Here is a 14,160-nt window from a genome sequence, read left to right on the forward strand (position 1 = left end):
AGCAATATGGTCGGCACGAGGACGGCCAGCGAGACGCGCGCCGCCTGCCCCATGCGCACGCGGCCCAGTTGCAGGGCGACCACGATCGGCGGCGCCTGGTAGGGCAGGATGACGGTCGAGAAGCCGATCACCTGCGTCATCAGCACGGTCAGCAACGGCAGGCCGGAGGCAGCCGCCAGGTCGGTCGCCAGCGGCGTCATCACCGCCGGCACGCCCGGAAAGGTCGTCGCGAGCGCCAGCAACGCAGCCGAGGCCGACAGCGACACGAAATTGGTGAAGTCCGCCCCCGGCTGCAACGGCAGGATCGACAGCAGCCCGCCGCTGACCAGGGCCCCCACCCCGCTTTGCGCCACCATGGTGCCGAGGCCGAGGATCCCCGCCACATACAGGGTCGATGCGAAATTGACCTCCTTGGCGAAGGCCGGTGCGGGCAGCAGGTTGATCCCGGGCAGCAGGCACGCCACCCCCGCCGCCATGCCGATCCAGCCGGCATTGATGCCGTGCAGGAAATCCGTCACCCAGAAGCCGAGGGCGACGGCCAGGATGACCGATAACTTCTTCTCGTCCAGGCTCATGGGCCCACGCCCGGGCAGCGGCGCCGGCGCCACCGGGCGATCGCGGAACAGCATGCGCACGGCCAGGACGATGCAGACCGCCTTCAGCAGGCCGGTTATCGGGAAATGCAGCTTCAGGTACTGCCCGTAGGTGAGCGTGACGCCGTGCAGGGCTTCGGCCGCCCCCACCAGCACCATGTTCGGCACATTGGCCGGCAGGATCGTGCAGGGCACCATGAAGCTGGTAATGGCGAGCGTGACCGCCATGCCGGTACGCCCCGGCCGCCCCTCCACGAAGCCCATGCGGTCGGCCAGCGCCAGGATGACCGGCATCAGCAGGATGATGCGCCCCATTGTGGATGGCATGACGAAGGCCAAGGCCACCGCGACGGCCGCCACGCCGGCCAGCGCCCGGGTATAGGACGCGCCGAACAGGGGCAGGATGGCGACGGCCAGCCGTTCCCCCAGCCCCGTTCGCTGCATCACCGTACCGATGATGAGGCCGCCGAAGACCAGCCACATGGCCGTCGCCTCGAACCCGGCGAAGGCAACGCCGGGCGGGGCCACCTTCAGCAGGACGGCCAGCGTCATGAACAGCAGCGCCGTCACGTGCTCGGGCATGGCGCCCGTCGCCCACAGGCCGATGGTGAAGAAGGCGAGCGCGCCCGCATGCATGGTGGCGGCCGTGGCCCCGACAGGCGGCGGCAGGAACGCGATGATGAGCGCCAGTACCGCCAGGAACGGGATGACGCGGCCGGGAAGCAGAAGACGGCTAATGACGTTTGCTCGCCAATGCGCGGGCCACGCGGGACCCGCTGGGACGCCCGAGATGGGCCGATATCCGGTCGCCCGCAGCGGCCAGCCGGTCGATGTCGACCCCGGTCGAGATGCCGAGACCGTTCAGCAGATACAGCACGTCTTCGCTGGCGACGTTGCCGGTCGCCCCCTTGGCATAGGGGCAGCCGCCCAGCCCGGCGACCGAGCTGTCGACGACGGCCACGCCGCGCTCCAGCGAGGCCAGGATGTTGGCCAGTGCCTGGCCATAGGTGTCGTGGAAATGCACCGCCAGGCGATCGACCGGCACCAGGGGGGCGACCGCATCCAGCATCGCCAGCACCTGGGCCGGCGTACCGACGCCGATGGTATCGCCGAGCGACACCTCGTAGCAGCCGAGTGCCGCCAGCCGGTCCGCGACCATCGCCACGTCGGCCGGCGCCACCGGGCCTTCATAGGGACAGGCGACGACACAGGAGATGTAGCCCCGCACCCGCAGCCCGGCTGCCAGCGCACGCTCGGCCACCGGCGCAAAACGGGCGAAGCTCTCGTCGATGGAGCAGTTGGTGTTGCGCTGCGCGAAGGATTCCGAGGCCGCGGCAAAGATCGCGACCTCCTCCACTCCGGACTTAAATGCCTCTTCCAAGCCTTTGATATTCGGCACCAGAACGGGATACGACACCCCCGGTCGCCGCTGGATGCCGGCCAGCACCATCGCGGTATCGGCCATCTGCGGCACCCACTTCGGCGACACGAAGCTGCCGGACTCGACGACCGCAAGCCCGGCATCGGCCAAAGCGTCGATCAGGGCGATCTTGACGGCGGCGGGCACCGGCTGGGCCTCGTTCTGCAGGCCGTCACGCGGCCCCACCTCCACCATCCGTACAGACTTCGGCAGCATCATGCTGAAAACCCCACGACTTCGACGGCCGATTCCTGGAGCAGCCCGATGTGCCCCGGCAGCGCCTCCAGCCGCGCCATCCATCGGGCGATGCCCGGCATTCCGTCGAGGCTGAAGCCCCCCTCGGCCGCCACATGGGTATAGGCGTAGAGCGCAATGTCGGCGATCGTCGGGGCATCCCCGACCAGCCAGCGGGCCCGGCCCAGCCGCTCTTCCATCACCGCCAGTGCCTGGACGCCGCGCGGGTGGTTGCGGCGCACCCGCTCGTCGTCGAAGGCGTCGCGGCTGGGGGCATAGGCGAGCAGATAGCGATTCACCGCGATATAGGGCTCGTGGCTGTACTGCTCGAAGAACATCCAGCGCAGCACCTCCGCCTGGTCCCAGGCCGCGTCCGGCCAGTAGCGCGTGCCGTTGGCGAAGAATTGCAGGATCGCACCCGATTCCGCCAGCAGCCGGCCATCCTCAAGCTGCACCGCCGGCACCTTGCCGATCGGGTTGAGGACACGGAAGGCTGCGGTCGAGGGCTCCCCCCGGGTCTGGGCGACGTCGACCCGGCGATGGGCCAAGCCCAGCCACGACCAAAGGAGGCGCACCTTGTAGACGTTGCCCGAGTCGAGATTGCCCCACAGGGTCAGCACGCCCCGCCCCCGTTTGACGCATCGGTCGCCGAATCCGGCGCCGCCAGTTCGACCAGTTCGGCGCCCTCGTCCACCAGGTCGCCCTCGCCGTAGCGCAGCCGGCCGACCACGCCGTCGGCCGGCGCGCGGATAGTATGCTCCATCTTCATCGCCTCCAGCACCAGGAGGGCCTGCCCGCGCGCCACGGCATCGCCGGCCGCCACGAGCAACCGCGTCACCCGCCCCGGCATCGGTGCCGTCAGCCGGCCGGTGCCGGCCTCTGCGGCAGCCGGCGGCGCCAGCGGGTCGATGACGACGAAGCGCCGAGACCCGGCCGGGCCAAAGACATGCAACTGGTCTCCGGTCGCGACAACGGACCGGCTGAGCCGCCGGCCATCGAGCGTGATGGCCAAGCGACCGTCGAGCCCCCGTGTCGCGGTCGCCTCCCCGCCCTGCCCGCCGATCTCCAGCCGCCAGCCGTCCTCGCGATAGACGACATCCACGGCCACCCGCTCGTCGCCATCCTGCAACAGGATGCGCCGGCGGGCCCGCTCGCCGATCCGCCAGCCGTCGCGCATCGCCCAGGGCGACGGATCGGCCGCCGCGGCCGCCTGCTCGGACAGCAACACGTGCAGGACGGCCGCCGCCACCTCCTCGCGGGCGGGCGGGTCAGACGCGGGCAGCAGGTCGCCGGCATGGCGGGCAATGAAGCCGGTGTCGAGTTCGGCTGCGGCAAAGGCCGGATGACCGACCAGTCGCACCAGGAAATCCCGGTTGGTGGTGACCCCGGCGATCTCGGTCGCCGCCAGCGCCGCCCCCAGCCGGCGGATCGCCTCGCCACGGTCGCGGCCGTGGGCGACGATCTTGGCGATCATGGCGTCGTAGTGGACCGAGACCGCATCGCCCGCGGCCACGCCGGCATCGACCCGCACGCCCTCGCCCGCCACCGGCAGCCGCAGATGGGCGAGCCGACCGGTGGCCGGGCGGAAATCATGGGCCGGGTCCTCGGCATAGAGCCGCGCCTCCACGGCATGGCCGTGGATGGCCAGATCGGCCTGGCCGAGCGGCAAGGGCTCGCCCGCCGCCACCCGCAGCTGCCATTCGACGAGGTCGAGCCCGGTGATCATCTCGGTCACCGGGTGTTCCACCTGCAGGCGGGTGTTCATCTCCATGAACCAGAACTGCTCGCCCTCGGCGATGAACTCTACCGTGCCGGCGCCGCGATAGCCGATGGCGCGCGCAGCGGCCGTCGCAGCCGCCCCCATGGCCTGTCGGCGTTCGGCGGTCATGCCGGGTGCCGGCGCCTCCTCGATCACCTTCTGGTGGCGGCGCTGGATGGAACAGTCGCGCTCGAACAGGTGGATGGCCGCTCCGTGGCCGTCGGCGAAGACCTGCATCTCGATATGGCGGGGCCGGGTCAGGTACTTCTCGATCAGCAGGCGGCCGTCGCCGAAGGCGGACGCTGCCTCGCGCGCCGCCCCCTCGATGGCAACCGCCAGGTCGTCCGGCCGCTCCACCACGCGCATGCCGCGACCGCCGCCGCCGGCCGATGCCTTCACCAGGATGGGATAGCCGATGTCTTCGGCCGCGGCCGCGATCACCGCCAGGCTCTGGTCACTGCCATGATAGCCAGGCACCACCGGAACGCCGGCCGCCTCCATCAGAGCCTTGGCGGCACTCTTGGAGCCCATGGCGCGGATCGCACCCGGCGGCGGGCCGACGAAGACGGCGCCGGCGGCGGCCACCGCCTCGGCGAAGTCCGCGTTCTCGGACAGGAAGCCATAGCCGGGATGGACGGCCTCTGCCCCCGAAGCCCGGATCGCCGCCACCAGGGCCGGGATCGACAGGTAGCTGTCGCGCGCCGGCGCGGGCCCGATCGGCCAGGCCTCGTCGGCCACGCGGACGTGGAGGGCGTTGCGGTCGGCCTCGGAATATACGGCGATGGTGCGCAGCCCCATGCGCCGGGCCGTCGCCATCACCCGGCAGGCGATCTCGCCGCGATTGGCGACCAGGACCGAGCGGAACATGTCGGCGGCCACGGTCGATCAGGCCGGGCGCCAGGATGGGCGCCGCTTCTCCAGGAAGGCGGCCACGCCCTCCCGCCCTTCCTCGCCCGCGCGCAGGCCGGCTATGCGGCCGGCCGTGTCCTCGACCAGGGCATCGTCGACGGGGGCGCCCGCCACCCGCGCGATCAGCCGCTTGGAGGCCGCCTGGGCCAGGGTGCCGCCCTGGGCCAGCGATTCCAGCAGTCGCCGGCCGGTCGCTTCCAGTTCCTCGCGGGCGGCGATCTCATGCACCAGGCCGATTCGTCGCGCCTCGCCGGCGTCGAAGCGCTCCGCGGTCAGGAAGTAGCGCCGCGCCTGGCGGGCGCCGATGGCCGCCACGACATAGGGGCTGATGGCGGCCGGCAGCAGGCCGAGCCGCACTTCGGAGAGGGAAAAGGCGGCCTCCGGCACCGCGACCGCGATGTCGCAGCAGGCGACCAGCCCGACTCCGCCGCCATAGGCCGGCCCCTGGACCAGCGCCACCGTCGGCTGCGGCAGGCCATCCAGGGTCCGCAGCATGCGGGCGAGCGCGCGCGCATCCCCGAGGTTCTGGGCCTCGGAGTATCCGGCCGTGCGCTTCATCCAGTTGAGGTCGGCGCCGGCCGAGAAGCTGCGGCCGTTGGCGCACAGCAGCACCGCGCGCACGGCCGGGTCGGCCGCCAGCCGCTCGAATATGCCGGTCAGCTCGGCGATCAGCCGGTCGTCGAAGGCGTTATGCACCTCGGGCCGATTGAGGGTGACGCGGGCGACATGCCCGCTGACGGAGACGAGGACGGTGCCGGCCATCGCTGCGCTTGCCCTTCGACAAGGGAGAAACCCTCGATCGTCGGGCCGGCGCGCCGTCCACCGGTGCCACCCGCCCTCGATCGCCCCGGACGATGTTCGCCCAAGGGGGACGCGTCAAGAGGATGACGCGTCAAGAGCGGGCGACGAACCGGCGCCGGTTCAGCCGGCGGCGATCTTGTCGCCGCAGGCCGATGCGACCTGGCGGCTCGGATCCTTGCTGCCCGGCATGGTCGCCCAGCCGTTCTTCATCACGATATCGGCCCGGCCATAGGAGGAGGCTGCCTTCAGCGCGGTCACCCGCTCGGCCACCTGGGGATCGCGCTTCGACTGGTCGACACAGATGTTGGTCAGGGCCGATACCACGGCGGTGTCGGAACGGTCGGTCGCCTGCTGGCGCGCCGTGCCGCCGGTCACCCAGCCGCCCCAAGAGAAACCCACGATCGCGACCGCGACGGCACCGATAAAGGCACCATAGACACCAGGACGAACCCAGTCGGGAGTCTTCATCATCTGCAATCCTTCAAAAAAAGCATCAAGTAGAATGTGCGCATCTACGTCGGCGATCATAGCACGCCGCGGGCTGGTACTTATGGTACTATTTGGCAAGGCGCACCCGGCGCCGTCGCGACCGGGCGTGGCGGCGCGCCCCCGATCGCCGGGCGATTGCACGGGCCGGCCCCTGGAATTGCGGGTTCGGCTTGCAACCGCGGCGGCGACGTGCCACATGCTGCGCCAGCTTCGGGTGACAGGTCCGCGGTCGGTATCTCCGTGGCTGTTCGATCCGTTGCACCCCTATGGCGGGGCACCCGTTCCCGCCGGCGTCCTTCCCCAGGATCGATGCCCCACCTACCGGGCGCCCGCCGGGCGCCTGCGTCGCCGATGGCGGCGCCGACAGAAAGGCGAACATGCAGGTTTTTGTTCGGGATAACGACGTCAACGGCGCCCTTCGCGTCCTCAAGAAGAAGATGCAGCGCGAAGGCGTCTTCCGGGAGATGAAGCAGCGCCGGGCCTACGAGAAGCCCTCCGAGCGCGCCGCGCGGGAAAAGGCGGAAGGCGTTCGTCGCCGCCGCAAGGCCCTGCGCAAGCGTCTGGAGCGCGAGGGCTACTGAGCCGCGGTCGGTAGGAGGCCGCCGGCATGGCTCCCCCACCGAAACCGCGCGGCCGCGGTGCGATCCAGCCCCGGCCGTCCCGCGCCTTCGAGGCCCCGGCGGCGATCGAGCTGTTCCGGGTCATCGGACGGCGCCCGAGCGCCGTGTGGGTCGACAATTCGGGCGCACTCGCCAGTGCCGGGCCGAACAGCCAGCGGCTGCGCGAGCCGGTGTGCTGGCGCACGCGCACCAATGCGGGCGACCAGATCCAGGAACGGGTGGGCGGCTTCTTCGTCGTGACGGCGAGCGATTCCTGCCATCCGATCCTGCTGTGCCCGCCAGAGCCGTTGCAGCCCGACACGGCCTTCGTCCATGCCCAGGCGGCCCAGGCGCGCGATGTCGCCCGGGTAGCCGAACTGGTCGCCGAGGGCAAGCTGATCGAGGTCGTCGGGCGCCGCCCGAAGACCCCGCCATCGCGTCCCGGCGACACGTTGCTGCCCGAGGACCACCCGCTGATCGTCGAGCAGCGGCCGGACGTGCTCGACGAGACGCCGGCCTTCCCGCGCCGCGCCGGCAGCGGCCGAAGCTGGTCCTGACTATCCGCCGGCCGCCGGCATGACCGGCGCCGGCCGGACGGCGGCGAACGGCACCATCCGTCCCGCCGCCTCGTCCCATAGCGCATAGCGCCAGGCGCCGAGCCCGTCGCGCAGCGACAGCGTGGCGACGCCGTGCAGGGCGGGGTTCGCCTCGTGGCACGCGCGCAGCCGATAGTTCGGGATGCGCGGGTTCAGGTGGTGGACGTGGTGGAAGCCGATATTGGCCGTGAACCAGCGGAGCACCATCGGCAGGCGCAGGAACGACGAGCCCGCCACCGCCGCGTCGCGCGCCGTCCAGTCCCGCCCCCGCGCCCACAGGGTGCGCTCGAAGCGGTGCTGCACCGAGAAGAGCCAGACCCCGACGATCGAGGCCACCACCATCACCGGCAGGTGGACCAGCGCCACCCGGCCGAAGCCGAACGCCATCCCCGCCGCCCCCAGCACCGCCAGCAGCGCCAGGTTGGTGGCGTGGACGCCCCGCCGCTCGGCCCGCCAGTCCGCCGGCGCGTCGAACGGCAGGCGGTAGAGCACGAGGAAGACGATCGGCGGCAGCAGCAGGTTGGCAACCAGCGGGTGCCGCAGCAGCCGATGGTTGCGCCGGGCGCGCGGCCCCAGGCGGGCATATTCGTCCACGGTCAGGCACGAGGAATAGATGTCGAGCCCGCTGTCGCGCCGGTCGAGGTTGTTCCAGACCGCGTGATGGCCGGCATGCTGGCGGCGCCACATGCGGTACGGCGTCATCGTGCACAATCCGCACACGGCCCCCAGCCAGTCGTTCGCCCGCCGCGAGCGGAAGAAGGCGCCGTGCCCGCAATCATGCTGGATGATGAATATCCGCACGAGGAAGCCCGCCGTCGGGACCGCCAGCAGCAGCAGGATGGGCCAGGCCGCCGGATAGGCCCCGGCCAGCCAGTACATGGCCGCCAGCAGCAGCAGGAAACCGCCAAAAGAGGTCGCCACCTGGGCGAGGCTGCGCCGCAGGACCGGCGCTCGGAACGGCTGGAGGTCGAGTGCCGGATGGGTCCCGGCCTTCGTCGCTGCATCCATGGATTGTCATCCGATCCCGGACCCGGCGGCCGATGATCGTGGCACCGCCCTTGTCCGATGGCAGGCAGCATACTTCATAAGCAGGACGGATGGCGCGGGAATGCCGATCGGCTGCATTCCGCCGCCTGCCGGGGAGAGGACCATCCATCCGATGACCGTCGAAATCCACTGGGGCAGTGGCAGCCCCTACGCCTGGCGCGTGCTGCTGGCAGCCGAATTGAAGGGCGTGCCCTACGAGTCGCACCTGCTGTCCTTCCAGGCCAAGGACCACAAGGCACCGGCCTTCCTGGCGATGAACCCGCGCGGCAAGGTCCCGGTCCTGAAGGACGGCGGCCGCGTCGTCACCGAGTCCATGGCGATCATGCACTACATCGACGGTCTGGCGACCGGGCCGTCCTTGTTCGGCGACAGCATCGACGAGCGCACGGCCGTGTGGGAATGGACCAGCCGGGTGATCTACGAGCTGGAAGACCCGGTGAATGCGTTCGCCCGGCCGCTCGTCTTCGGCAAGCCCGGCGACGACGTGCCGGGCGAAGTGGCGGCCGCCCTGCCCAAGCTGCAGGCCGAACTGGAGCAGTTCGAGGCCGGGCTGGCCGGCCGCGACTGGCTGTGCGGCGGTGCGGGACCGAGCGCCGCCGACCTTGCCGCCTTCCCCCACATCAAGTTCATCGAGCGCGCGGTCGGCAAGCCGGCGGCCAAGGCGCTCGACCTGCCGCTGCTGCCCTGGTCTGCGCACTATCCCAACATCGGCGCCTGGGTCGCGCGCATCGAGGCCCTGCCCGGCTACGAGCGGACCTATCCGCCGCACTGGCGCGAGGGCTGATCTAGCCGGCGCAGCAGTGCCACGGTCAGGAACACGGCGGCACCCGAGATGACCGTGGCCGACAGGAACAGGGCCGGATAGCCGAAGCGGTCGGCGATGGCACCCGCCATCGCCGATCCCGCCAGATAGACGATGACCTGGGCGCAGGCGAGAATGGTGAAGTCCGTCCCCGGCTGGTCCTTCGAGGCAACCGACATGAACAGGCTGTAGAGCGCCACGATCTCCATGTAGCGGATCATGGTCTGGAAGCCGGCCGCCCCCAGCAGCGCCCACAGCCCACCCATCTGGCCCAGCGCGTGCAGCGAGAACATCAGGAAGCAGATGGTGCGCAGCACGCCCAGCAGCGCCAGGGTGCCGCTGGTGCCGGTGCGCCGCACCAGGATGGCCGCCACCACCGAGCCCGCCAGCCCCGCCGTCGTGGCCGAGATGCCGCTCAGATAGCCGATCGCCGACAGGGGCAGGCCGGCATCGACGAGGTAGGCCCCCTCCATCGACTTCACCAGCCCTTCGCTCGCGCGATAGGTCAGCGCCACGACGAGCACCGTCACGGCCTGGGGCTGGCGCAGGAAGCGCCGCAGCGACGGGCGCGGCCCGGCTGCGGCGCCGCTGCGGGTGTCCGCATCCTCGGGCATGAAGACGATCGCGACCAGCGGCAGGGCCGCAATCGCGGCCATCGCCAGCACCATCGTCTGCCAGCCGAAATGCTTGTAGAGGATGAGCGATCCGGTGCCGCCGACGATGACGCTGGCGGCGACCGCCCCACCCTGGATGGCGTTGCCAACGGCACGGTCCTCCGCCCGCAGCGCCAGCGTGGCATAGCCGTCGGTCGCGATGTCCTGGGTCGAGGTCAGGATGGCAATGACGAGGCCGATGGCGAAGATCCAGCCGAGGTCGGTGGGCTGCACCAGGGCCAGGGCGGCGATCGCGACGACGGTGCCCAGTTGCGTCGGCAGGATCCAGCCGCGGCGGTGGCCGATCGCCATGGGCCGGACGCGGTCTACCAGCGGCGCCCACAGGAACTTGATGGTGAGCGGAATCATCAGGACCGCCAGCAGCCCGATCGCCGTGCGCGACACGCCCAGTTGGCGCAGGATCGGCGGCACCGCCGCTACCAGGAGGTATCCCGGGATGCCCTGGGCCAGGTAGAGCCCGGCCAGGACGGCGAAGAGGCGCAGCGGCTGGCGCCGCCGGACCGTGACCACGGCAGCGGCTGCCATCACCCCGCCGCCGCCAGATGACCGCGCAGGAAGGCCAGCGCCCCCGCCCGGTCCGCGGTCACCTGCACCGGGAAGGACCAGAAGCGCTGGAAGGACGACAATGTCCGCGGGTCGGGGTTCTCGCGCAGGATGGCAAGGCCCCGGCACATCCGGTTCAGGTGGCTGCGCGTCGCCTTGGCCCAGGCGGCCTGCGCCACCTCCCCCTCCCGGGTCAGGTGGCGGTAGCCGGCGATCTCGACCAGCAGGGCGAACGGGCGCTCCAGTTCGCCGATGGTGCGCAGGGCATCCAGATAGCGGCCCTCGTCCGCCTCCTCCTGCGGCAGGCGCAGGGCCAGGCGGACGATGCCGTCCTGGTCGATCTCCAGCAAGATCATCCTAGAAGGTCGCCTTGTAGCCGAGCGAGACCATGCGGCCGAAACCGTTGATGCCGATGGTGCGGGTCGCCGTCGCGGTCGGGTTCACATAGTCGGTGTCGAACAGGTTGTGGATGCCCAGCGTGACGCTGCCGGGCCCGACGGGGAAGCTGGCCAGCATGTTCACCAGCACCGCGCCGTCGATCTCCGACGCCTCTCCGGTGCGGTCGCGGCCGGAGAAGAACTCCAGCTCCGGCCGCAGGTTCAGGCCGTTGTCGAAGACGTAGGTGCCATAGACGAGGCCGCGCCAGGGCGTGGCGATGCGGTTGTTGGGCAGCCAGGAGTCGATGCTGCCATTGCCGTCCCGGTCGTAGCGCCCCTCGCGGTAGGAGAGGATGGTGCCGAAGGTGAGCTGGTCCGTGACGTGCCACCAGCCGGTGCCTTCGAAGCCCCAGATCCGCTCCTTCTGCTGCGACACGCGGTTGGAGGCGACGTCGTAGTTCACGCCCTCGTCGGAGGTGGACAGAAAGGCCGACAGCGAGCCGCCGACCTTGGCCCACTTGCCGCGCAGGCCGATCTCGTAGTTGTCGACGATCTGCGGCCGGGGCGCGAAGTCGGCATAGCTGACGGCATAGTCGGGCAGGCCGGCGCCGGGGCACACGAGGCTGCCATAGGCGTCGCACAGCTCGGCACTGCTGTTGGCCCCGGCACGCCGGGTGAAGCCGCCGATGTCGGTCAGCGAGAACCCCTGTGAGAAGCCGCCGAACGCCTGCACGTTGGCCGTCACGTCATAGGTGGCGCCGAGGTTGAAGGTGAGCGCGTCATAGTCGAACTTGCCGCCGATCACGTCGATCGCCGGGTAGACCCGGTTGATGTAGTAGATCGCCGGCCGCTCGTAGTTGTCGACCGTCAGGAAGAACTTCTCGTAGCGCGCGCCGCCGCGCACGGTCAGGCGGTCGGTCACCGGCACGTCGAGCTGGGCGAACGCGGCCAGCCCGTGCTGCTTCATCGGGCTGATGATGTCGATGCCGTTGGTCAGCTTCTGGGTCGTCGTGTCGTGGGTGTAGTCCGCGCCCCAGCTCAGCCGCATGCCCTGCAGAGCGAAATCGAGCGGCGTGTCGACGGTGACGTTGATGCCCAGCCGCTCGCTGAACAGCGTGCCCTGGGCATAGTCGGCCGCCGGCGACAGCTTGTTGCCGGAGTAGTAGACCTGATTGTTCACCAGCGCGTCGAAGCGGGTGTAGGGCGAGCGCTTGGCCATGTCGTTGTAGAAGGCCTTCACCTCGAGCGCGCCCAGCGCGAAGTCGCTCTGGCTGTAGCGCGCCGTCAGGTACTTGGAATCCTCTTGCAGCGACTTGCCCTGGTAGGGGCTGCCGAAATCCGGCCGGGCCGGGCTCGACGTGTAGTTCGTGAACCAGTCGGATCGCTGGTCGAGATAGGTCCATTCGCCTGTCAGCTCGAACCGCCGGGTGTCGGCCTGGTAGCCGACGCGGCCGTAGAGGTTCGCATACTCGTAGCGGTCGCCGCCGCCCTGCCCCAGCATGCCGTCGGACGGCAGCTCCCGGCCCTTGCCGTCATAGGTGCGGCGCTGCTTGCGGCCGGTCGCCGAGACGAGATAGTCGAAATTGTCCACCTTCTGGGCAACCGAGACCGAGGCCTCCGGCGCCAGCGACTTGCCCGGCTGGGTGGTGAAGGCACGCAGCGTGGTGCCAGCCGTGATGGTCGGCTTGTCCGAGGTGGCGCGGCGGGTGATGAAGTTGATCGTGCCGCCGGTGCCGCCCGTGCCGTTCAGGCTGCTGGCGCCGTTCAGCACCTCGATCCGTTCGACCGTGTTGAGGTCGATCAGCGACAGGGTGCGCGAGACGTCGCGCAGCGGCGTGTTGCGCGGCACGCCGTCGACCATGATCAGGACGCTGCGGCCGCGGAAGGTCATCGACGCGCCGGAGATGGTCTGGTTGGCGACCGAGAACCCCGGCACCAGCTTGGCCACCAGCACGGCGGCATCACTGCTGATCGCGGCCTGCTCGCGGATCTCCTCCGGCCCGATGATCTGGACCGAGCCGGGGATGCTGGAGACGGGGCGCTCGGCGCGGGTCGCGGTCACCGTCACCGGATCCAGCGCGATGGCGCCGTCGGTAGATTGGGCGGCAACGGCCCAGGGCAGCAGGGAACCGGCGGCCGCGAGGCCGAGCGGAAGCAGGGCGCGGCTGCTCGCCGTCGCCAGGGTACGACGCATGGACCTTCTCCTGACCGCCCGGCCCGCTCGATCGGTGCGCTTGTCCGGAGCAGGCGGACATCGGCACTCGCCGCAGGTCGGGAAGTCGTCTAAACAGGTGGCTCTGGGTCTGTTCTAAAGCGTCGTGTCTGGGCAAGCTTGGACGAGAGCGTCAACGAATGGGTCTGGAGCGAACTCCGGCCGCGATCATCGCGGCCATGCACTATTCCGCGGCCGATCACGCCGTGCCGGAGGGCGAGCGCGCCTTCCGCCGCCTGCTGGCCGAGATCGTCGGCGAGGTGGACATCGAGGCCGAGGGGCTTGGCCCGATCTGCAGCCGCGGCATGCTGTGCAAGCTGTCCCAACTTTGCGTCGCCACCTGCTTCCTGGGCGGCAGCCGCACGGCGGTGCGCCATCCCGGGCAGGCGGAGCCGGCCGGCGACATCCTGATGGTCCGCGCCATGGAAGGGCCGCTCATCGTCCGCCAGGGCGGGCGCGAGGTCGCGGCCGGGCCGGGCGAGCTGGTTTTCCTGGCGGCATCTGTTGCCTATGAATGGGACCTGCCGCTGGGCGGCCGCATCGACTGCGCGCGCCTGCCGGCGTCGGCCATGCGCATGGCCGATGGCCAGCTTGGCCGGGTGCTGCTGCGCAGCATCCCGCGCGACTTCCCGCCCTTGCAGTTGCTGGTCACCTATGGCGCCTATCTGCTGATGCGCGGCCCCCACTCCGTCCAGGAGGCGGAGATGGCCCAGACGCATTTCAACGAGTTGCTGCCGCTGGTCACCGGCTACCTGAAGGCGCCGGTGCCCGACGCCCGGGCCAGACGGCTCGCCCGGATCAAGGCCGACATCGACGCCCATCTGGCCCACCCGGACCTGACGGCGGCCATGATCGCCCGCATGCACGGCGTCACGCCGCGCTACATCCAGCGCCTGCTGCAGGAAGAAGGGACCACCTTCTCGCGCGTCGTGCTCGACCGCCGCCTGGCCGCCGCCCGCCGGATGATCGAGCAGCCGGGCGACCGCCGGCCGATCAGCGCCGTCGCCTACGAGGTCGGCTTCGGCGACCTCTCCTATTTCAACCGCGCCTTCCGCCAGCGCTATGGCGAGGCGCCGTCGGCGGTGCGGGCGGCCGTCGCGTAGCG

General features: G+C 70.4%; 14 protein-coding genes (1 of these 14 running past the window's edge). 4 read left to right on the plus strand and 10 right to left on the minus strand.

What is annotated here, in order from left to right; all coding sequences use genetic code 11:
* The 6 genes from STVA_RS17055 to STVA_RS17080 all read right to left on the minus strand — a co-directional run.
* On the minus strand, positions 1-1,229 hold the 5' portion of the coding sequence (locus STVA_RS17055) for an SLC13 family permease (RefSeq protein WP_338092711.1). The gene continues 58 nt to the left of window position 1, outside the view; only the first 1,229 of its 1,287 coding nucleotides appear in the window; its start codon is at positions 1,227-1,229; the stop codon falls past the left edge of the window.
* Between the two features lie 97 nt (positions 1,230-1,326).
* Positions 1,327-2,232 carry a hydroxymethylglutaryl-CoA lyase gene (locus STVA_RS17060; protein WP_123693865.1) on the minus strand — a complete coding sequence of 302 codons (906 nt, stop codon included), beginning with the start codon at positions 2,230-2,232 and terminating at the stop codon, positions 1,327-1,329.
* A complete protein-coding gene (locus STVA_RS17065; RefSeq protein ID WP_123693863.1) occupies positions 2,229-2,867 on the minus strand; it encodes a glutathione S-transferase family protein in 639 nt (212 codons plus the stop codon). The genes STVA_RS17060 and STVA_RS17065 overlap by 4 nt, the downstream gene beginning before the upstream one ends.
* Complete coding sequence (locus STVA_RS17070) at positions 2,861-4,873, minus strand: acetyl/propionyl/methylcrotonyl-CoA carboxylase subunit alpha (RefSeq protein WP_123693861.1); 2,013 nt, start codon at positions 4,871-4,873, stop codon at positions 2,861-2,863. Before STVA_RS17070 ends, STVA_RS17065 begins: the two co-directional genes overlap by 7 nt.
* A gap of 18 nt (positions 4,874-4,891) precedes the next feature.
* Positions 4,892-5,677, minus strand: coding sequence for an enoyl-CoA hydratase/isomerase family protein (locus tag STVA_RS17075; protein WP_123693859.1), 786 nt, complete (start codon positions 5,675-5,677; stop codon positions 4,892-4,894).
* Between the two features lie 159 nt (positions 5,678-5,836).
* Complete coding sequence (locus STVA_RS17080) at positions 5,837-6,244, minus strand: hypothetical protein (RefSeq protein WP_197735658.1); 408 nt, start codon at positions 6,242-6,244, stop codon at positions 5,837-5,839.
* A 338-nt stretch (positions 6,245-6,582) separates the two neighbouring features.
* On the opposite strand from STVA_RS17080, the gene rpsU reads away from it, so the two are divergent.
* Both rpsU and STVA_RS17090 read left to right on the plus strand, forming a co-directional pair.
* The gene (gene rpsU, locus STVA_RS17085; RefSeq protein ID WP_123693857.1) at positions 6,583-6,786 is read left to right on the plus strand and encodes a 30S ribosomal protein S21; all 204 of its coding nucleotides are present in this window, start codon (positions 6,583-6,585) and stop codon (positions 6,784-6,786) included.
* A gap of 26 nt (positions 6,787-6,812) precedes the next feature.
* A complete protein-coding gene (locus STVA_RS17090; RefSeq protein ID WP_123693855.1) occupies positions 6,813-7,361 on the plus strand; it encodes a hypothetical protein in 549 nt (182 codons plus the stop codon).
* Here the strand turns inward: STVA_RS17090 and STVA_RS17095 are convergent, their stop codons facing one another.
* The gene (locus STVA_RS17095) at positions 7,362-8,408 is read right to left on the minus strand and encodes a fatty acid desaturase (RefSeq protein WP_123693853.1); all 1,047 of its coding nucleotides are present in this window, start codon (positions 8,406-8,408) and stop codon (positions 7,362-7,364) included.
* 151 nt (positions 8,409-8,559) lie between these two features.
* Here STVA_RS17095 and STVA_RS17100 point away from each other — a divergent pair, with 151 nt between their 5' ends.
* On the plus strand, positions 8,560-9,231 hold the full coding sequence (locus tag STVA_RS17100; RefSeq protein ID WP_170216651.1) for a glutathione S-transferase family protein: 672 nt from the start codon (positions 8,560-8,562) through the stop codon (positions 9,229-9,231).
* Here the strand turns inward: STVA_RS17100 and STVA_RS17105 are convergent.
* Genes STVA_RS17105 through STVA_RS17115 form a run of 3 tightly spaced genes read right to left on the minus strand, consistent with a single transcriptional unit; the run spans position 9,204 to position 13,037 of the window.
* Positions 9,204-10,448, minus strand: coding sequence for a RhtX/FptX family siderophore transporter (locus STVA_RS17105; protein WP_123693849.1), 1,245 nt, complete (start codon positions 10,446-10,448; stop codon positions 9,204-9,206). The genes STVA_RS17100 and STVA_RS17105 overlap by 28 nt on opposite strands.
* Complete coding sequence (locus tag STVA_RS17110) at positions 10,448-10,822, minus strand: hypothetical protein (protein WP_123693847.1); 375 nt, start codon at positions 10,820-10,822, stop codon at positions 10,448-10,450. The genes STVA_RS17105 and STVA_RS17110 overlap by 1 nt, the downstream gene beginning before the upstream one ends.
* 1 nt (position 10,823) lies before the next feature.
* Positions 10,824-13,037 (minus strand): TonB-dependent receptor, encoded by a 2,214-nt coding sequence (locus tag STVA_RS17115; RefSeq protein ID WP_123693845.1) that lies wholly within the window; start codon positions 13,035-13,037, stop codon positions 10,824-10,826.
* A 158-nt stretch (positions 13,038-13,195) separates the two neighbouring features.
* Here STVA_RS17115 and STVA_RS17120 point away from each other — a divergent pair, with 158 nt between their 5' ends.
* Entirely contained in the window at positions 13,196-14,158 is a 963-nt protein-coding gene (locus tag STVA_RS17120) for an AraC family transcriptional regulator (protein ID WP_123693843.1), read from the plus strand.
* Positions 14,159-14,160: the final 2 nt, after the last annotated feature.

Source organism: Stella humosa (genome assembly GCF_006738645.1).
Taxonomy (GTDB): Bacteria; Pseudomonadota; Alphaproteobacteria; order ATCC43930; family Allostellaceae; genus Allostella; species Allostella humosa.

What these genes read in the sequence shown, in the direction of transcription:
- STVA_RS17060 (WP_123693865.1), bottom strand. Translation starts at nt 2,232, where the DNA reads ATGATGCTGCCGAAGTCTGTACGGATGGTGGAGGTGGGGCCGCGTGAC.
- STVA_RS17070 (WP_123693861.1), bottom strand. Translation starts at nt 4,873, where the DNA reads ATGTTCCGCTCGGTCCTGGTCGCCAATCGCGGCGAGATCGCCTGCCGG.
- STVA_RS17075 (WP_123693859.1), bottom strand. Translation starts at nt 5,677, where the DNA reads ATGGCCGGCACCGTCCTCGTCTCCGTCAGCGGGCATGTCGCCCGCGTC.
- STVA_RS17080 (WP_197735658.1), bottom strand. Translation starts at nt 6,244, where the DNA reads ATGATCGCCGACGTAGATGCGCACATTCTACTTGATGCTTTTTTTGAA.
- rpsU (WP_123693857.1), top strand. Translation starts at nt 6,583, where the DNA reads ATGCAGGTTTTTGTTCGGGATAACGACGTCAACGGCGCCCTTCGCGTC.
- STVA_RS17090 (WP_123693855.1), top strand. Translation starts at nt 6,813, where the DNA reads ATGGCTCCCCCACCGAAACCGCGCGGCCGCGGTGCGATCCAGCCCCGG.
- STVA_RS17095 (WP_123693853.1), bottom strand. Translation starts at nt 8,408, where the DNA reads ATGGATGCAGCGACGAAGGCCGGGACCCATCCGGCACTCGACCTCCAG.
- STVA_RS17100 (WP_170216651.1), top strand. Translation starts at nt 8,560, where the DNA reads ATGACCGTCGAAATCCACTGGGGCAGTGGCAGCCCCTACGCCTGGCGC.
- STVA_RS17105 (WP_123693849.1), bottom strand. Translation starts at nt 10,448, where the DNA reads ATGGCAGCCGCTGCCGTGGTCACGGTCCGGCGGCGCCAGCCGCTGCGC.
- STVA_RS17110 (WP_123693847.1), bottom strand. Translation starts at nt 10,822, where the DNA reads ATGATCTTGCTGGAGATCGACCAGGACGGCATCGTCCGCCTGGCCCTG.
- STVA_RS17115 (WP_123693845.1), bottom strand. Translation starts at nt 13,037, where the DNA reads ATGCGTCGTACCCTGGCGACGGCGAGCAGCCGCGCCCTGCTTCCGCTC.
- STVA_RS17120 (WP_123693843.1), top strand. Translation starts at nt 13,196, where the DNA reads ATGGGTCTGGAGCGAACTCCGGCCGCGATCATCGCGGCCATGCACTAT.